The organism is Chitinophagaceae bacterium (assembly GCA_007695095.1).
In the GTDB taxonomy this organism is placed as follows: Bacteria; Bacteroidota; Bacteroidia; order Chitinophagales; family REEL01; genus REEL01.
The window spans coordinates 15,745-35,240 of sequence record REEL01000119.1 but is presented as its reverse complement, the minus strand read 5'-3'; the positions used below and the strand labels follow the sequence as shown (position 1 = coordinate 35,240).

Annotated in this window: 18 protein-coding genes and 1 tRNA gene; 10 read left to right on the top strand and 9 right to left on the bottom strand. The window is 37.4% G+C overall.

Annotation, left to right across the window (positions count from 1 at the left end):
* Positions 1-20: 20 nt before the first annotated feature.
* From hutU to EA412_09155, 4 genes are all read right to left on the bottom strand, one after another.
* Positions 21-1,661, bottom strand: coding sequence for a urocanate hydratase (gene hutU, locus EA412_09170; protein ID TVR78318.1), 1,641 nt, complete (start codon positions 1,659-1,661; stop codon positions 21-23).
* 133 nt (positions 1,662-1,794) lie between these two features.
* Entirely contained in the window at positions 1,795-2,853 is a 1,059-nt protein-coding gene (locus tag EA412_09165) for an ABC transporter permease (GenBank protein ID TVR78317.1), read from the bottom strand.
* A gap of 4 nt (positions 2,854-2,857) precedes the next feature.
* The gene (locus tag EA412_09160) at positions 2,858-3,982 is read right to left on the bottom strand and encodes a DoxX family protein (protein ID TVR78316.1); all 1,125 of its coding nucleotides are present in this window, start codon (positions 3,980-3,982) and stop codon (positions 2,858-2,860) included.
* Positions 3,983-4,049: 67 nt separating this feature from the next.
* The gene (locus tag EA412_09155) at positions 4,050-4,616 is read right to left on the bottom strand and encodes a DUF1599 domain-containing protein (GenBank protein TVR78315.1); all 567 of its coding nucleotides are present in this window, start codon (positions 4,614-4,616) and stop codon (positions 4,050-4,052) included.
* 39 nt (positions 4,617-4,655) lie between these two features.
* Between EA412_09155 and folP the strand changes: the two genes are divergently transcribed.
* Entirely contained in the window at positions 4,656-5,528 is an 873-nt protein-coding gene (gene folP, locus EA412_09150) for a dihydropteroate synthase (protein ID TVR78314.1), read from the top strand.
* Here folP and EA412_09145 read toward each other — a convergent pair.
* The 3 genes from EA412_09145 to EA412_09135 all read right to left on the bottom strand — a co-directional run bounded on the left by EA412_09145 (position 5,525) and on the right by EA412_09135 (position 13,087).
* Positions 5,525-6,850, bottom strand: coding sequence for a hypothetical protein (locus EA412_09145; protein ID TVR78313.1), 1,326 nt, complete (start codon positions 6,848-6,850; stop codon positions 5,525-5,527). The genes folP and EA412_09145 overlap by 4 nt on opposite strands.
* Positions 6,850-9,228 (bottom strand): hypothetical protein, encoded by a 2,379-nt coding sequence (locus tag EA412_09140; GenBank protein TVR78312.1) that lies wholly within the window; start codon positions 9,226-9,228, stop codon positions 6,850-6,852. Before EA412_09140 ends, EA412_09145 begins: the two co-directional genes overlap by 1 nt.
* 220 nt (positions 9,229-9,448) lie before the next feature.
* Entirely contained in the window at positions 9,449-13,087 is a 3,639-nt protein-coding gene (locus EA412_09135) for a hypothetical protein (protein ID TVR78311.1), read from the bottom strand.
* On the opposite strand from EA412_09135, the gene EA412_09130 reads away from it, so the two are divergent.
* The 8 genes from EA412_09130 to EA412_09095 all read left to right on the top strand — a co-directional run bounded on the left by EA412_09130 (position 13,078) and on the right by EA412_09095 (position 17,310).
* Positions 13,078-13,698: a polysaccharide deacetylase family protein gene (locus EA412_09130; GenBank protein ID TVR78310.1), complete on the top strand. Its 621-nt coding sequence runs from the start codon at positions 13,078-13,080 to the stop codon at positions 13,696-13,698. The genes EA412_09135 and EA412_09130 overlap by 10 nt on opposite strands.
* Before the next feature lie 16 nt (positions 13,699-13,714).
* A complete protein-coding gene (locus tag EA412_09125; GenBank protein ID TVR78309.1) occupies positions 13,715-14,506 on the top strand; it encodes a TatD family deoxyribonuclease in 792 nt (263 codons plus the stop codon).
* A 72-nt stretch (positions 14,507-14,578) separates the two neighbouring features.
* Positions 14,579-14,670: transfer RNA gene (locus tag EA412_09120), tRNA-Ser, on the top strand.
* 44 nt (positions 14,671-14,714) lie between these two features.
* The gene (locus EA412_09115; protein ID TVR78308.1) at positions 14,715-15,572 is read left to right on the top strand and encodes a MotA/TolQ/ExbB proton channel family protein; all 858 of its coding nucleotides are present in this window, start codon (positions 14,715-14,717) and stop codon (positions 15,570-15,572) included.
* 2 nt (positions 15,573-15,574) lie between these two features.
* On the top strand, positions 15,575-15,898 hold the full coding sequence (locus tag EA412_09110; protein ID TVR78307.1) for a hypothetical protein: 324 nt from the start codon (positions 15,575-15,577) through the stop codon (positions 15,896-15,898).
* 27 nt (positions 15,899-15,925) lie between these two features.
* A complete protein-coding gene (locus tag EA412_09105) occupies positions 15,926-16,468 on the top strand; it encodes a biopolymer transporter ExbD (protein ID TVR78306.1) in 543 nt (180 codons plus the stop codon).
* A gap of 14 nt (positions 16,469-16,482) precedes the next feature.
* A complete protein-coding gene (locus EA412_09100; GenBank protein TVR78305.1) occupies positions 16,483-16,950 on the top strand; it encodes a biopolymer transporter ExbD in 468 nt (155 codons plus the stop codon).
* Between the two features lie 93 nt (positions 16,951-17,043).
* Positions 17,044-17,310 carry a hypothetical protein gene (locus EA412_09095; protein TVR78304.1) on the top strand — a complete coding sequence of 89 codons (267 nt, stop codon included), beginning with the start codon at positions 17,044-17,046 and terminating at the stop codon, positions 17,308-17,310.
* 89 nt (positions 17,311-17,399) lie between these two features.
* On the opposite strand, the gene EA412_09090 is transcribed toward EA412_09095, so the two are convergent.
* A complete protein-coding gene (locus EA412_09090) occupies positions 17,400-17,930 on the bottom strand; it encodes a hypothetical protein (protein ID TVR78303.1) in 531 nt (176 codons plus the stop codon).
* 112 nt (positions 17,931-18,042) lie between these two features.
* Between EA412_09090 and EA412_09085 the strand changes: the two genes are divergently transcribed.
* The gene (locus tag EA412_09085) at positions 18,043-18,384 is read left to right on the top strand and encodes an iron-sulfur cluster assembly accessory protein (protein TVR78302.1); all 342 of its coding nucleotides are present in this window, start codon (positions 18,043-18,045) and stop codon (positions 18,382-18,384) included.
* A gap of 83 nt (positions 18,385-18,467) precedes the next feature.
* Here the strand turns inward: EA412_09085 and EA412_09080 are convergent, their stop codons facing one another.
* Entirely contained in the window at positions 18,468-19,463 is a 996-nt protein-coding gene (locus tag EA412_09080) for a DUF4476 domain-containing protein (GenBank protein TVR78301.1), read from the bottom strand.
* Between the last annotated feature and the right edge of the window lie 33 nt (positions 19,464-19,496).

The following is a 19,496-nucleotide window of genomic DNA, read 5'->3' as shown; positions in this document are numbered from 1 at the left end:
TTTAAACTTAAAATCTGTTCTTACAAATCTAACTTAAACTTTCCGGAGGTTTCTCTGGCTGTAAGATAACCGGCATCTGCATGTCTGATAACTCCTGTAGCCGGGTCATTGTGTAAAACTCTGCGCAATCTTCTCTCAGCATCTTCAGTACCATCAGCTACTATTACCATACCTGAATGTAAAGAATAACCCATTCCTACTCCTCCCCCATGATGAAAAGATACCCAACTCGCTCCGCCGGCAGTATTTACTAGTGCATTTAAAATCGGCCAATCTGCAACAGCATCTGAACCATCTTTCATCCCTTCGGTTTCGCGGTTTGGAGAAGCTACAGAACCTGTATCTAAATGGTCTCTGCCAATTACAATTGGCGCTTTTACCTTCCCGTCTTTAACAAGGTTATTGAATAAAATGCCGGCCTGCTCTCTTTCTCCCATTCCTAACCAGCAAATTCGTGCCGGCAAACCCTGAAAAGAAATCTGCTTTTTAGCCATTTTTAACCATCTTATCAAACCTTCATTTTGAGGAAATAAATTCATCAGGGCTTTATCGGTAGTATAAATATCTTCCGGATCTCCTGATAATGCCACCCAGCGGAAAGGGCCTTTCCCTTCGCAAAACAATGGCCTCACATATGCCGGTACAAAACCCGGAAAAGAAAAGGCATTTTCAAGTCCGTGTGCATGCGCCTGGCCTCTCAGATTATTTCCGTAATCAAAAACGATTGCTCCCTTTTTTTGCATATCTATCATAAGCTCAACATGAGTTACCATAGTGTCTAAAGACAATTGCTTATATTTTTCGGGATTTTCTTCACGCATTACATTCGCCTCTGCTACACTCAAACCCTCGGGAAAATACCCGAACAACTCATCATGAGCGGATGTTTGATCTGTCAATGTATCAGGAATAATATCTCGCTCAATTAATCTTTTTAGCAAATCTACTATATTGCAAACGACACCTACCGAATAGGGCTTTTGCTCTTTTACTGCTTTCAGTGCCAAGTCAATTGCCTCGTCTACATCATTAGAAATCTCATCGATATAACGGGTTTCAAGTCTTTTTTTCACCCGCCATTCTTCCATTTCTGCAACTAAACAAACTCCTTCATTCATAGTAATTGATAGTGGTTGAGCCCCGCCCATTCCGCCTAATCCGGCAGTAACATTAAATTTCCCTTTTAAACTTCCGCTGAAATGTTTTTTAGCTAAAGCCAAATAGGTTTCATAAGTGCCCTGTAAAATTCCTTGCGAACCAATATAAATCCAGCTTCCCGCTGTCATTTGACCATACATCATCAAGCCTTTCTTTTCCAGCTCCCGAAAATGATCCCAATTGGCCCATTTTCCAACTAAATTTGAATTGGCAATCAATACTCGCGGAGCATCTTTATGACTTCTCAATACACCCACGGGTTTACCGCTTTGCACTAACAAAGTTTCATCTTCTTCTAAGGTGGTGAGTATTTTTAATATTTTTTCTAAATCCTCATGAGTCCTGGCAGCTTTGCCTATTCCTCCGTAAACGATAAGTTCTTCAGGCTTTTCAGCAACCTCAGGGTCCAGATTGTTCAGTAGCATTCTGTAGGCCGCTTCCTGCACCCATCCTTTACAGTTCAAATTTGTGCCGGTTGGTGATTTATATACTTTAGTTTCCATAATACTATTTTATGTCCAAAGTTAACAAGAAAAAATTGGAGATGTTCGATATAAAGAGAGATATGCGACTTTTAATCCCACCGATTAAAAAAATGATTCTTCAGTAAAGATTGATTGAAAGTAGTTTTGTGTTCTAACCTACACGTATTCTGGGATCCAGAATTGCATAAATAATATCTACCAAAATGTTTATCAGAACAAAGGCTGCTGCTGTAAATAAAACAGATCCCATAGCTACCGGAAAGTCAAAATTCATAAGAGCACGCACAGTTTCATACCCCAATCCTTTAAAATCAAATATAATTTCAACAAAGTAAGCGCCTGCAAGCAATGCTGCAAACCAACCGGAAACTGAAGTTATTACAGGATTTAGAGCGTTTTTTAAGGAATGCTTGTAAAGTATTTTTGAAAAAGCCAAGCCCTTTGCCTTAGCTGTTCTGATGTAGTCCTGAGATAAAACTTCCAGCATTGAACTTCGGGTAAGCTGAGTGATAATAGCTATAGGCCTTATTCCTAATGCAATTGCCGGCAGAATAAGGTTTTTCCATACGATTATATCCTCCCCATAATCATTTAATTCAAACAATGACCCAACATGGTTGAGCCCCGTATAGTCATGCCAAAGAAAGCCAAACAAGAGGGCGAGTATAATTCCTGAAAAATAGGAAGGTTGAGATATACCAATGATAGACAAAGTCACCGCGGCATTATCTATAAATTTATTATGGTTTATCGCTGCAATAATTCCTAAAAATATTCCCACAAAACTTGCCAGTAAAATGGCTGTTATGGCTAATATCATTGTTGGTGGTATTTTTTCTGCTAAAATTTCAGATACCGGCCTGCCGGTTTGTATGCTCCTTCGAAGATATGGCCATTTAACCACCAAAGCCTTTTCACCTCCTACCTGAAACAATGCTGCGTAACCATATTTTTCTTTTTCTTCCGGACTGCTGCCATGCACCCAAACAGGCATTAAATCGCCTAAATACATCAAAAATTGAACAGGCAAAGGCTTATCAAATCCATGTTCCTTCCGGATGGCTTCAATGGAAGAAACGTCAGCGCGCTGACCTAATGTAAGACGGGCAGGATCTACCGGTAATACATTGAATAAAAAAAACACAATGACTACTACTCCAAAAAGTACTAATATCCCGTAACCTAATCTTTTTAATAAATAATTTAGCAAATCTTTATTTTAAATACTCCTGTTGAATTTTCTCAAAATCAGGTATTCTTCTATGGTGCCATTTCCCTTTAACGGTTCCATTTTTCAAAACTAATAAACCGGGGTTAGATCTAATAATTGTTTTCAAAAAAATCGGGTCTCCCTCATAAAAAGGGAAAGCTGCCTGATGTTCATGCCTGAATTCTTCTATTGATTCTCTTGAGTTTGAAGCCAAAGCATAAAAATGGTAACCGGCATCCTGTGCTTTCTCAGCCAGTGGATTAATTTTTTCTTCAAAAACTCTGCTTCTGGTTTTATTTAAATCCCATGCGACAACCATAAAGCTGTAATTTTCATCAAAAAGCAAATCCTCTCTAACTTCATTCCCAAACTCATCAGTCGTTCTGAAATTAATTATTTTTCCTTCTTCACCGCTCACTAACTTATCAACTCTGTCAACATACTCCCAGGGAGCCCCCGGTAAGTTAGCCATATCAAACTCTTTTTTCTCTCCGGTTTCCGGGTTTTCATAAATGAAAATAAATTCGTAGACCGGCCTTTTATCTTCCGGCATGTATTCCGGGATTTGCTCCGGGATGTTTTTCCCTACTGCATAAGGTCTGAAATCGAACTGAGGCAAATCAGTATAAAAATTCGAAAAACAGTATAAAGTAGACAATATAAACACTATTCCCATTAAAGGATTGGACGCCGCCGAAGGGAGTAAAGGCTTTATGTGTTTCTGCCCGATATATAGAACCGCTATAAAAATCAGTAAAACTATGTCTTTTAAAAATGACTGCCAGGGCTCTAAAGGCAGGAAATCGCCAAAACAACCGCAATCAGTAACATTGCCGGTAACAGTAGTGTAACCTGTTAAAAATGTAAAAAAGATAATTATCAATAACAATAAAATGATGGTGAACTTTGTCATAAAGCCTATGAGCAAGGCAACACCTAAGACAACCTCCAGTACAATCATAAAAATTGCAAAAGCCAGCGACAGAGGAATCATAAAATCCATGCCGAAAACAGCAAAATATTCTTCCATTTTATAGGCAGTACCTAAAGGGTCAACTGCTTTTATAAAACCGGAAAAAATAAACAGACCCCCAACAATGAATCTGAAAAATTGTACAATCCACTTCATCTTATTTTTTTTAAAATTTCATAATTTAAATCTTGCTGAATAACGTTTTTTTGTATCGTGCATTGTTTTAGTTATTTTCGTTTGTCTCGTCGATTTTTATCAATCCAAAAACTGCATAGTTTATTATATCAACATAATGGGACTCAATTCCCTCTGAAATAATGGTTTTTCCACCATGGTCTTCAATCTGACGAATGCGCATAATTTTCATTAAAATCAAATCTACATAAGAGCCAATACGCATATCCCGCCACGCTTCGCCATAGTCATGATTTTTATTTTCCATCAAACGCATAGCTTTTTCAGCTTTGCTGTCATAAAGGGTTTTTGCTTCACCAACTTCCAGCATTCCACTTTCTCCATTCACTTCTTTATCTTTTAAATCTAACTGTATAAGCGCTATAATCCCATAATTAATGATTCCGATAAACTCTGAGGCTATGTCATCTTCAACCTTTTGCTGTCCGGTCTCTTGTATCGTCTGAATTCGCTTGGCCTTAATAAAAATCTGATCCGTAAGTGAAGCTAATCGCATTACCCGCCAGGATGTCCCGTAATCATGGGTTTTCTTTAAAAAAATATCCTGGCATTTTTTTATTGCCTTTTTATATTGTGATATAGTTTTTGTAGCCAATTTCTTATTTACTTTTGAAACTTAATTAAACAAAAAGTTATGGGTGATAAAGATAGTTTTTTTAATAAAAATTACACGATTAATGCCGGAGGAAAATTAATTACTCTTTCAAAACCATTAGTCATGGGTATTTTAAATACGACTCCTGATTCATTTTTCGATGGAGGAAACTACCAAAACGAAAAAGAGATTGAAAAAAGGATTTCAACTATGATAGAGGATGGGGCAGACATAATAGATATTGGAGGCATGTCTTCAAGGCCGGGTTCGGAAACTGTTGACAGCAAAACTGAAATAAACAGAATTGAATATGCCCTTACTTTTACTGCAAAAAACTTTCCTGATACTTTAATTTCTGTGGATACCTATCGTTCAGATGTTGCCAAATTCGCTCTGGACAAAGGGACGCATATCATAAATGATATCTCTGCCGGAGAAATTGACCCAGAAATCATCAAAGTAGCCGCGGCATACAAGGTTCCTTACATTTTAATGCATATGCAGGGAAACCCTGCTAACATGCAGAAAAATCCTCAGTACAAAGATGTTTTAGCAGATGTTTTTAAATTTTTATTACAAAAAACAGAACAACTGAGTCAATCCGGTATAAATGATATAATTATTGATCCGGGCTTTGGTTTTGGAAAAACTATGGAACATAACTTTAAATTACTTGCTCATCTGGATTATTTTAAAAATTTAAACAGACCGATTCTGGCGGGTACTTCAAGAAAATCTATGCTTTGTAAAGCTTTAAATATAAAACCGGAAAATGCTTTAAATGCAAGCAGCTGGTCAAATACTATCTCTCTTTTAAAAGGGGCTGACATTTTGCGGGTTCATGATGTGAAAGAAGCTGTTCAGGTATGTAAACTTCACAATTTACTGGATGAATACAGTCAACCGGATTAAACTAAAGTATTCAGGATTTCAACCAATCGTTTTGTTTGGTTTTCACGACTGTAGTTTTTCATTTTATCAGTCATTGTCAGGAAAGTTTTTTGCTGAGCATTTTCTTTCCATTTCTCATAGTTAGCCAGTAAAAAATCTTCAATTTGCATTTGCTCCGTTGACAGAAACATTTTACCAATACCGGAATCCAAAACTACTTCTCTGGCATCAGAATTTTCTGGACCTACCCCAAGTACGGTTGTACGGGCAGCTATAAAATCAAAAAGTTTTCCCGGGGGTGGCGGCTTTTGAGGAATGTCTTGCGCCAAAAGCAACAAAAGAGAAGATTTTTGTACCATTTTTTTAATTATCTCATTGTATGGCACATAATCACTGACTTTTACATTTTCCCGGTGAGGGAAACTTTTGAAAAGATGACGGGTCTCATTGTCCAAATTTCCGGTAAAGTCAAAACAAAAGTCTTTTTTAAAGGATTCATTTTTTTCGATTAAAGATTGAATTGCATTCAATACCACTTTTAAATCCTGTCCGGGTAATAAATTGCCGGGGTATAAAAGCAAAAACTTATCCTGCGGATTTTCGACAAAAAGTGATTCAGGGAAATTATCTTCATCAAATCCATTATAAACAAGCTCTACCTTTTTTGCCTCAGGAGTCAATTCATTCATTAAAGTTCGGCCAACTGCCAATGTAACATCAGCTTGCTTAAGCACTTTGTTTTGTAAGTTAAGGTCTTTCTTTTGAGTTGATTTTGTTCTTGGCAAAAACTGATTATAATAAATATTAACCCAGGGATCTCTAAAATCAGCCAACCAGGGCAAACCGATTTTTTCTTTTAGTTTCAGTCCCGCCAGATGCGTGCTGTGAGGAGGCCCGGTAGTTAAAATCGCTCGTATATTTTCATCTTCAATGATTTTTAAAGCACTTTTGTAAGCATAAGAAACAAATCCTTTGCGGGCATCCGGAATAAAAAAATTGGCTCTTATATATGTGGCTAATTTTGTTAAAAAAGATGAGTCCTTTTCCATTCCTCGCATTCCGACTGGAACCGTCTCATTTTTTCCTCCTTTTAGACGGGCATAAATAGCTAAAGGTTCGAAACTTTTCGTTTTATATACTTTTAGAGATGGGTCTATTTCTTCCAACAATTGATAATCGACAATTGGATAAGTTCCTTTTTTAGTTGTCAAAACAACCGGCTCCCAACCCAATTTTGATAAGTATTTGCAAAACTTTAGAACACGCTGTACCATAATACCACCGGCCGGTGGCCAGTAGTAAGTGATAATCAGTATTTTTGGCTTCTCAGATTGCGCATTCATTAATCAAAAGTAAACAATGATTTTTTCTCTTCCGGGACTTTTTTTCTATCGGAAAACCCAAAATACCATATCAAAGTCCCAATAAAAAATAAGCATAATATTAGGGAAAAGACAAGCGTAATATTACTGCTGACAAAATACACACTTGGTTCAAATCTGAAAACTAATTCATGATTGCCGGCGGGCAGCTTCATCCCTCTCAAAACATAGTTCACCCTGATATGGTCAACTTTTTCCCCATTTAAATAAGCATTCCAACCCTTTTCACCATTATAATATATTTCAGAAAAAACCACAAAGGCGTTTTGCTGTATATCAGCTTCATAAACAAGTTCCAAAGGAGAATATGACAACAGATTTATCTCTCCCCTTCCGCTGCTAAAATCAAAGTCATTAACATAATCCCTTTCTCTACTTTCAATCACAACCGTATTTCCAGTGTTTATTTCACCTAAAAAGTCGATTGCTTCTCTGGCCGTCTCAGCTATTCGGGCTTCGTTTACTACCCATGCATTTCCCAATGCCGATTGATTCAATTGAGCTGTTGGCGGAGCTCCCTCTTCTTGCTGAACTATAAAGTACTTAGTATTTAGCATATTTAATACCGGCATGTAAAATTCCCTTAGATGCTCATCTATTAAATCCTGATAACGCAAAAGCTTAGCCGGATGATAACCACCTACTGACTTGTGGTGATAAGAGGTTATTGCATCATTAAACGGACTTCTGGTTGTATTAAATACTCTGTAGTGAATATCCGGATCCTGTAAAATCTGTAAATCAGCTTGTGTAGGAGCAAAAATCTGCTCGTACTCGGCAGGGTTTAAAAAATCGTCATTATTAAAATAACGCTTGTTTACGGGCCACATATCAATTACAAATAATAAAGCCAGTATGCCTAAAAACACATTTTGGCTTAGTTTTTTCTGATAAAAGAAGAAAATAGCTGCTGATGCTGCTGCAACAAAAAATAAAGTCCTGAAAGCATCCATTCGCAACATAGATGCTCTGTCATCATGTATGGCACTGACTATCCATTGAGGCAGTTGGCTGTCAACACTTGCTCTAAAATCAAAAAATATTCCTCCGAGAATAGCAAAAGCGGCCGCTAATCCACCGGTAACACCCAATCCGATTTTTAAGGCATTTATAAGTTGATCTTTAGTGTATTTTAAATTAATTATATTCCATAAAGTAGCAAAAGCAAGCAATGCCATCGCCACCTGAGTAATCATTAAAATCATGGTTACTGCTCTGAACTTATTATATAGGGGGAAATAGTAAAAAAACAAATCAGTAAAAAATTCAAAGTTTTTACCCCAGGAAAGAAATAGTGTAATTATTACCGTAACTAAAAGCCAAACTTTAAACGGTCCTTTAATAAGAACTAATCCCATTACAAAAAGCAAACAAACAATAGCTCCCATATAAACCGGACCGGAAGTAAACGGCTGGTCACCCCAGTACATAGGTGCATTTTCAACAAAGCTTCGCGCTTGTGCCGGTGGTACATTATTAGATGTTAATGCCTGATAGGTACTACTGTTTTCGCCAATATCAATTGCATTTCCACCTCCGTAAAAGTTAGGGATTAAAAAAGTCATAGTCTCTAACTTTCCATAACTCCACATCAAAGCGTAATCTTTATCCAATCCACTGCTTCTGCGTTCACTTTCATCAACTAGTTCTGACTGACCGCCCCTCATAGTGTCATTACTGTGGTCAAGCAAAACCCATATTCTGGCCGTGTTAGCTCCAAGAGCTAATAAAGCTGCAATAAATAAAACACCGGTAACTTTTAAAAATTGATTTAAAGAATTCTCTTTGATTGCATATATTAAATAGACTATTCCAAAAATTAATATCATCATCATCAGATAATAAACCACCTGAATATGGTCCATATGAATCATGAGCCCGAGGAAGAAAGCTGCAACAGCTGCACCTAAAATAAGCTTCCCCCTGTAAGCCATCCAGATTCCGGCTAGTGCCGGCCCCAGGTAGATCATACTTCGCACTTTATTATTATGCCCCGCTTCAATAATTATAAAATTATAGGAGGCAAACGAAAAAGCAAATGCGCCAATCATACTTACAAAAGGAGACATTCCAAAACCAAGCAAGAGTATGTAAAACCCAAGCAGATAGTAGAAAATAAAATTAGCCGGTCTTGGAAAAATATTTTTCATTAAAAAAGTGTGGATATGACTCAAAACATTTTTGGGAAAGTTTACATCAATGATATAACCGGGCATTCCTCCAAACATAGAGTTTGTCCACAAAGGCTCTTTACCTGTTTCTTCCCTAAAATCAATGCTCTCTTGCGCACCACCTCTCCATTGAACAATGTCATCCTGGCGCAACTCCTTTCCTTGCATTACCGGGCTGGCATAAGCAAAAGCTATGAAAATGAAAACCCCTATGGCTATCAGATGGGGATACAATTTTTTAAAATCAAATTTTTGCATAAATATTTTTTTGGAGTATACGTCCTTATTAATAGTTCAAAAAAAAGAATTTTTTTAGCATTAAGCAAAAAACCCACCTAATAAAAAGTGGGTTTCTTTAAACTAAATTGCTTTACAACAAAGATATTTTTTAACGAATCAGAACAAGACTACCTCTCAGGGTTCTTTCCACACCATTTGTGAATCGAACATTCGCCACATAAACATAAGTTCCTCCGGTAGCTTCCGAACCATTATAAGTACCGTCCCATCCGTCACTTAAACTCATATTTGTATTGGTGTACACTTCTGCTCCCCAACGATTGAAAATTCGCATTTCCAATAGTTCAATGTCGTAACCAAATACCTGAAAAATATCATTAGTTCCGTCTGAATTTGGACTAAATGCATTTGGAATGTAAATCTTATACTCTTCTCTTTGTTCTACAAATACAGTAATACTTGCCTCGCTATAACAGCCGTCCTCATCCCAAAAAGAAATGGTATATAAAGTAGTTTGTCCGGGAGAAAAATCAGGAATCAGACAATCAAAACAGCTCAGACCTTGTTGAGGGCTCCAGCTAATACTGTCTGCCTGAATACCCTCCGGCATAATTGCAATTTCAGGAGTTACCGTTTCTCCACTGCTAATAAATAAGTCCGGACCTGTGTTTATAATTATTTCCTCCGGTTGAGAAATTTCAAAGGTTACAAAATCGGTACATCCCTTATTATCTTTAGCTACACCATTATAGATTCCGGCATTTAAATTGCTAAAATCCGTATCCGGAGTAAATGCTATACCATCAAGACTGTAAGTAAAAGGAGCGCCGTTACCACCGGTAGCTGCTAATTCCACTGATCCATTGTTTTCTCCAAAACAAGCTGCATCCGTTACCGAAGCAGATACTTCAATCAAATCCGGTTCTGTTAATGTAATTGACTTAACTATCTCACAATTATTATTATCTGTTATAGTAACACTGTAACTGCCGGCCTCTAAATTATCCGCTATATGCCCTGTCTGATTTACACCGGCACTCCAATTGTAAGTATATCCATCATTTACATCCGGATTTCCACCTTGAACATTTACACTTACCCATCCGTTTTGGTCTCCAAAACAAAGTAAATTTTGCCCGTCGATTTCAGCAATAATGGCAGAGGGTTCCTGTATTGAAAAAGATGCTGTTGCCTCGCATCCATTAGCATCTGTAGCCGTAACCTGATAACTGCCGGCAGATAAATCTGAATTTACAGAGGAAGAGTTTCCATCTGACCATTGATAATTTACCGGATTGGTAGCATTTAATACAGTGAGCTCTATACTTCCTGTATTCTCTCCGTTGCAAAGTACATCTGTTTTATCAGCTGTAATTTCTAAAGGAGCTGATTCTTCAATTGTTGTCTGAGCAACTTCCTGACAACCATTAGCATCAGTTACAACTACCACATAAGTGCCCGCCGAAATTTGATTTATATTTTGCGTGATTTGAAAATTACTCCATAAATAAGAGTAAGGTTGCACTCCACCACTTACAGTCAAATCAATTGAGCCGTCTGATGCACCGTTGCAGGTTGCATCTGTTGAAACCAGCTCAAGCATTATAGAATCAGGTTGAGAAACAGCCAAACTCTCAATAACTTCGCAACCAGCCTGATCTGAAACTGTAACCGTATAAGTTCCAACTGATAATCCACCGGCTATAGAAGTAGTATCTCCTGAAGACCAGTTATAAGAAAAAGGAGCGGCTCCACCTGAAACAGTTACAGTTGCACTTCCGTCCTGACCGTTAAAACAACTCACATCATTTACATTTACTGCATCAACAAAGAGTTGAGAAGAAACGGTAATCTCAACAATATTACTAACAGAAGAACAAGGACCGGATGTTACAATTCTTCTAATCCATGTATTTTGAGTAATCTGTCCGGGTAAAAGATTTGGGCTATTTGCTCCACCAATATTTGACCAGGTAGCGCCATTGTTTATACTGGTTTCCCATTGATAGCCATAACTACCCGTTCCTCCGGTTGGAATGAGCCCAGTAATAGTATCTGCAATTCCGGGGCCACACAAAAATTGATTTTCAGCAATGATATTATCATTAATTGAGTTGGTCACAAAAACGGTTACATCACTAGTCCCCTGACATCCATTGGCATCAGTTACCGTTAGTGTATATGTAGTAGTACTTCCCGGATTTGCCTGCGGATTCGGAATATTTGTTGCGCTCAAACCGGTAGACGGGCTCCAAGAATAAGATAAAACACCTACACCTCCGGAACCTTGTCCGCTTAGAGTTGTGACGTCTCCATCACAAATTGTGGCGTCTGTACCGGCATCTGCCAAAGGCAAAACTGCATTTGGATTAGCTCCCTGAAAAAAGCTACCGTTTGCTCCATTAGAAGCTCCATTACCGCCATCTGTTTCAAGAGTGGGTGTAATAACATTATTTAGGCAGGGATTTACAAATATTTTAATTCTGCCGCCTCCACCGCCTCCACCATTACCGGCAGAACTGCCAACTGAAGAGCTACCTGATGTAGAGCTGCAAAATAAAGCATTATGACTATCTGAAAATGCAGGAGTTCCACCGTTTCCGCCATTCCCGCCATTTCCACCTGATGCCTGTAAATTACCTGTTATATTGGCTGTTCCGGCAAGACTCTCCAACATTATTCCACCCCCGGAACCACCACCGGATCCTGCTCCTGCACCTCCACCACCGGTAAATGTAGCTTCATTCATACCGTTGCAAGCATCATCACAGCATCTTGGTGAACGACCGGGTTGGCCACCATTTCCACCGTTGCCACCATTTTGTCCGTTTGCCAATATTGTACCGCTAACTGTAATATCACTATTTGCCTGCAGTCTCACTAATCCTCCACCGGCTCCGCCTGCCTCACCCGGAGTACCTGCCTGCCGGCCTCTTCCTCCGCCGCCTGCACCTCCGCCACCGGAGCCCATATTTATATCATAAGACTGATCCAACTGATACGGCAGTAATTGATTTCCTCCCGCACCGGCAGTACCACCTCCAAAACCTCCACAGCTTGTTTGATTGGATACACTTGCTCCACCTCCGCTGCCTCCGACAGTTGCATCTCCTCCGACTCCACCATAACTTCCTCCGCCACCGCCACCGGCTCCGCCACTTCCGTGAACTCTTCCTCCATTATCCCCAAATGTACCACAGCTTTGCTTTGACCCCAATCCATCATTCCCGTTATCACCGCCTAACCCACGACCGGGGCCCATACCCTCTGCACCGGCAAAACCACCTACCGTTCGTAATGAACGACAGTTATCTTTAGTCCAGCAATCACTGATTCCACGGCAGTCAGTGAAGTTTCCTTCTGCCCAGCAACCACCCGGCAAACCACCTTCACCACCTGAAAAACCTGAATGATTCGCATCTATAGTACCTAAAACTTCTATCTCATCAGCAAAAACTATTAACTCACCACATCCGTTTACTGAAAATGGAGTAACTGTTACCGTTACTCCGGGATCTACTCTAAAAATACCGCTTACTGTATATGTACCTGATAAATTTGTATTTGAAGTTATTATTAAGTCTCCGGTAATATTATTACTAACACATTGTGAAAAGACCGGTTTGAAATTCAACAATAAAGCAAAACATATAAAAATAAAAATGCATTTTTTATTAAGTAACAGCATGGTTTTTTTAAATTTAGTAACGAAAGAAAATTTTATCCGAAAGTAGAATTTTTTTTCTAATTTTAAGAAATTTTTTTCTCTAATAGTGAATTTTGGCAAAAAGGCTATATCTGTTTAATTATCTCCGACTTTTCAATGATAATTTGATTTTTAAAGGTAAATCAGATACAGTTTATCTCACTTTTGATGATGGACCTCATCCTGAAAGCACAGATTTTATCTTAAATGAACTGAATAAAAATAATATGACCGGAAGTTTTTTCTTCCTGGGTAATCAGGTTGAAAAATTTCCTGATTTGACGAAAAAAGTAAGAGATTTAAATTTCTTTATCGGTAGTCATAGTTGGCATCATTTAAATGGCTGGAGTACAAATAACAAAGTTTATTTTGAAAATTACGATAAATGTGCCGATGCATTAGAAACTAATTTTTTCAGACCGCCCTACGGTAAAATAGGTTTGTTTCAACTTTTACATTTAATCAAAAAAAACAAAATAGTTTTTTGGAGCATCCTCAGCAGAGATTATGATACCAACTTAAGTGCTGCTGAAATTTTAGGTACCCTTAAAAAAATCACCAAAGGCGGAGACATCATAGTTTTTCACGAAAACGATAAATCTTTAGTAAATTTGAAAAATGTTTTACCGGAATATTTAGCTTTTTTGAAAGAAATGAAATGGAAAACTGGTAAAATCAGTGACTTAGTGTAAAAACCTCTTTAACCTTATGTATTCAATAGATACCCATGCCCACTTATATGCCAGGGAGTTTGACAATGACCGAAAAGAAATGATTGAACGGGCTATCGCTCAGGGAGTAAAAAAAATCTTTTTACCGAATATAGATTTAGCGTCTGTACAGCCAATGTTTGAAATGCAAAAACAATGGCCGGAAGTTTGTTATTCTATGTTAGGTCTTCACCCTTGCTCTGTAAAAGAAGATTACAAAGAAAGTTTAGAACTTTTGGAGAAAGAAATTGATAAAAGTATGGAAGGCAAAAACCCGAAAATATTTGCCATTGGTGAAACCGGTTTAGACTACTTTTGGGATGAAAGTTTTAAGGAAGAACAAAAGTTAGCATTAAATAAACATATAGAATGGGCGAAAAAATATAAATTACCATTAGTTTTGCATAACCGAAATGCAAGTGCTGATTTAATTGCAGAAATTAAATCAGCGCAAGATGGAAGTCTAACAGGTATATTTCATTGTTTTAGTGGCACAGAAGAAGAAGCCCGGGAAATTATCTCATTGGGGTTTATTTTAGGAATTGGAGGAGTAGTCACTTTTAAAAACAGTAAATTAGCAACTGAATTGCAAAATATTCCTTTAAATAAAATCGTTTTGGAGACTGATTCGCCCTATTTGGCACCAATGCCTTTTCGGGGGAAGCGAAATGAAAGTAGTTTTATTCCTTTGATTGCAAAAAAGATTTCAGAAGCAAAAAAGCTTGATACATCGACTGTTATTGAGGAAACGACACTTTCAGCATTGAAACTTTTTAATTTATCAGATTAATTATTTTATTTTTTTTAATGAACCTTTTGATATTTAACCCTTTTTTAAGACTTTTGGATTCATTATATTGCCGGAGAGGTGACCGAGTGGCTTAAGGTGCACGCCTGGAAAGCGTGTGTACAGTTGTAACTGTACCGAGGGTTCGAATCCCTCCCTCTCCGCAAAGAGAACACACATTTTAAACATTTTTAATTGCAAAATGAACACTATGAAAAAAACGATTTTTTTCAACCTGGTATTAATGATGAGCATTTTTATTGCTCCTATGAATTTGTTTGCCGAACAAGACGCAGCAGACGAAGACTTGATGAATGAAGAAATTGAAATGATTGAAGAGGAAACTGAACAGGCTCAGGAAGTAGTTGAGGAAGAAGTTCCTGAATTAGCCGACCTTGCGACTCCGGGAGCTGATGAAGAAGAGCAACTGAGAGGTCATCAGATAATCAAAAGATACTTCATTGAAGGTGGTCCTGAATTTATGGGTATAGTTCTTATCTGTTTAATCTTAGGATTAGCTTTTTCATTAGAAAGAATTATTACCATCAATTTAGCTTCTACCAATACCAAAAAACTATTGGAACAGGTTGAAAATGAACTTAAAAATGGCAATGTTGATGCAGCAAAGGAAATTTGCAAAGCCGACCGAAGTCCGGTAGCCAGCATTTTCTATCAGGGGCTCGACAGAGTTAAAGAAGGTGTCGATGTAGTTGAAAAATCCATCGTTTCTTATGGATCTGTTCAAATGGGACTTTTAGAAAAAGGATTGGTATGGATTTCACTCTTTATCAGTTTGGCCCCGATGTTAGGATTCATGGGTACGGTAATTGGTATGATCGGAGCATTCGATGCAATTGAAGCAGCAGGTGATATTTCTCCATCTTTAGTTGCAGGTGGTATTAAAGTAGCACTTTTAACAACCGTATTTGGTCTTATAGTAGCCATTATTCTTCAAATTTTTTACAACTACATCGTTTCTAAAATAGATGGATTAGTAAACAATATGGAAGATGCAACAATTTCTTTTGTTGATATTCTTGTAAAATATGACGTAGTCAAAAAACAATAATTATGATTGATTTTGCAATTTACGCAGCTTATGTATTAATAGCTATTTGTGCAATTACAGCAATTGTGTTTGGAGTTATGCATCTCTTAAGAGATCCCAAACAAGCACTGTGGAGTGTGGTTGGAGTAGTAGTAGTTGCCGTTGTTTTCGGAATAGGCTATGCTCTTTCATCCAGTGACTTTACATTCCCCGGTATGGAAGAAAAATTTAGTATTTCCCCCAGCGGTGTGCAAATGGTAGGAGCCGGTATTATAACTTTTTATTTACTTGCCGGAATTACAATTGTAGCCGGCGTGGTAACAGAAGTAATGAATGTTTTTAAATAATTCAGATAGCCAAACAATATTACATTTATGGCAAGAAGTAAAATAAAACCATCTCAGGAAATTAATGCAGGTTCAATGGCTGATATAGCTTTCCTGCTTTTAATTTTCTTTTTGGTAACAACAACCATCGAGAGTGACAGAGGTATACTTCACAGGCTACCACCATGGTCAGATGAACCACCTCCGGTAGTTGATATTAATCAAAGAAACACTTTAGTAATTTTGATTAATGCAAATGATCAGTTGTTGGTTAGAGATGAGCCTTTGAGTATTAATCAGTTGAGACAAACTTCTAAAGAGTTTATTGATAACAGAGGTCGTGACCCAAGAAAATCTGATAGCCCGGATGATGCCGTTATTTCTCTTCAAAATGACAGAGGAACCTCTTACAATATGTACATTCAAGTTCAGAATGAGTTAAAAGCCGCTTATACCGAACTTAGAAATGAGTACAGTCAACGTATGTATGGTAGACTTTATGATGATTTACCGGAGGATTTGCGGAGTGTTGTAAGAAGCGAATACCCAATGAGAATCTCTGAAGCAGAACCAAAAGATGTTTCAAATTAAACTAATTCTGAACTATGAGTAAATTCAAAAAAGATAAAGGGAAAGGGAAGCCGGGTATAAATACCGCTTCTTTACCTGATATTATTTTCATTCTACTGTTCTTTTTTATGGTTGTAACCGTGATTAGGGAATTGGAGTTGAAGGTAAGAGTTACCTTACCTCAGGCATCTGAAATAACAGTTATAGAGCCTAAATCACTTGTGAGCAATATCTATATCGGCCCTCCAACCAGACAATATGTTGAGCAATTAGGAACAGCACCCAGAATACAGCTTAATGATGCCTTTTCAACGCCGCAAGATATAGCACTATTTGTTGAAATGGAGAGAAATAAAGTAGATGAAAGACTTATACCGGCCATGACATGGTCTCTAAGAGTTGATCAGGAAGTTAGAATGGGTATTGTTAGTGACGTTAAACAGGAGTTGAGAAAAAGTGATGCATTGAAAATAAACTATGCTGCATTGCCTGATTTAGACTGATTTTTTATAAATTTTAAGATATATAACACTAAAAAACTGCTGAGAACTTAGCAGTTTTTTTTATTTTACTTATATTTATAGTAAAATTAAATTATGAAAAATACAATTGCTCTTATCCCTCTTTTTTTTCTAATGATTTCTTGTACCGACACTGATATAAAAACTGATAAAAGCATTTATATCACAGATGAAGGAGACACGCTACATTTAAAAAATCCTGATGCAACAGTTTACGCTCATGAAATAGATGGAGAAACAAAATATTTTGAAGCGGTTGGTGAGCCGGAACAAACAAAGAAAATTGTAGACGGCGATACTATTTGGATTTTTGACTTTAAAGAAAGACATAATCACTACTAAAATAGATTTTAATATCTGAACAGATTTCCCTCTTAAAGAAATCCTGTTGTTGAATAATGCAATTACAGGAAGTTGAATTTACAGGTTTCTTATCCAAACAACTCTTTCACTTCCTTTTTCATTATTTCTACTACTCTTTCCTTAGAGAAACTGTCTTCTTCTTCCATAACTTTCGTTAAGAGGATTCTGCTTAAATCTTTAGCTCCTGCATTTTCCGGAAGTTCTGATGCAGACATGTTTACCAATTTGACCACATCATCTCTTATAAGGCAGATTTCTGCCCAAAGCTGGGGAGAAACATAAATTTGCTGTGTGATATTATGCTCATACTCTGCCCTGATAGAGCTAATCAAAGCCATTTGCATTTGCTTGGACGTCATTTGAGGTTGACGTATCCTTTGCACTAAATTTACCGGTGAAATCCTTTCAATGAATAAGCTTAAGCGTTCATAAGCCTGAAGCCTGACCGGTAAGCCTTCTTTTTGTCTTGCAATCTGCATTTCAAGACGAATTTTTTTATACTCTGTTTCCAGGATTTTTTTTGTTACAAAATACGCAGTGGCAAAAACAATAATTGCCGGTATTGTAATCTTCATTATATCAAATATGGCTTCTGACATGGTTTTAAGTACTTTAAAATGACACTAATTTGACAGACGAATGTACAAAATTAAAGCCTATGAACTATAAAATACTTAGTTTTGTTGTGTAATCTACACAAATTTTAAAAATATGGTTGAAAATAAAAATCTAGTATCAATTACTGATGGAGCTATTCAGGAATTAAAAAAATTATTCAAAGAGCATAATTTACCTGAAGAACAAGGATTACGTATAGGAGTAAAAGGAGGTGGTTGTTCAGGATTTTCCTATATCATGGGTTTTGATAAAAAAAAGGATAACGATGCTGTTTTTGAACAGGATGGCCTTAAAGTTTTCATTGAAAAAGCTCATGGTTTATACCTAAGTGGAATGCAAGTCGATTATCAGGATGGTCTTAATGCCCGGGGATTTATTTTTAATAACCCGAATGCAGACGAAACCTGCGGTTGCGGAAGTTCTTTTTCAGCATAGCTATCATAGTATTTAATCAATAAAAAGGCGGGTAATTCATTTTACCCGCCTTTTTTATTTTTAGCGACAAATAAGGGTGAAAATTATCTGCTCATTAAGTACTCATTTAACTCATCCACAGAGAATGAATAGGTAAAAACATCATTTACCATATAGTAATTCCCCAGATCGTGGGTATAGTCATAAGCAAATTTTGCATACTCAAGTTTGGTTTCTTCAAATGTAAATAAAGTCATTACTTCTCTAACCTGACCTGCTGTCAAACAATTGCTTCTGGTCATTTGCTTGGCAATATTCATTTTACTGTCTTCAAAAGACTGAGATGAAATAGAAGATTTTGCTCTTTGAAAATCAGCCGGAGCCATTGGGTAATGACAACCTATAGGTCCGTTATATCCCGGAATTGGAGAAACGGGTACAGGTTCTGCACTGGTAGTCGTAGTTGTAGTATGATGGTGTGTCGAGTGAGAATGGTGTTCTCTAACTTGCATATCAACACCCATTCCGCCCATCTGCATATCTACTGAAATATGCACGCTTTCACCATTAGGATTTGTACCGTGGGTATGTGTTTCTGTAACAGTCACATTTCCACTACCTCCGTGTTGTTGATGGGATACCGGTGCTTGTTGTCTGCTTTGCTGTTGGGCAGGAGGAGTATGCTCAACCGGGAGGACATTCACATCCAGTGTTCTCAACACATAAAGTTCACGATCATCGTCTGCATCATCTCTACGGGCATTTAAATCTGTAGCAATTCTTCTAAACTTCTGACCGACACCCGTTTCACGACGCTCCCTGATATTCATGATGTACTCATGGCCTGCTTCAGGGTGGATTGTACGATTTACTTCGCCTAATTCCTCATCTTCAAAAATAATTTTTACACGATAACTGTTGGGCTGTAAATCTCTTAGTGCAACATTTGTCTCAGGACTATCATTTTGCCGAACACCGTTTAATACAACATAGAACCTTTCACCTTCTTCCGTGAAAAAGACTAAATCACATGTAGGACGTGCAAACAGACTTCCTGCAGTTACAAGACAAATTAAAATTAGTAAATTTAATGCTTTCATTTTTTAAGAATTTTTATGAATAATTTAGTTGGT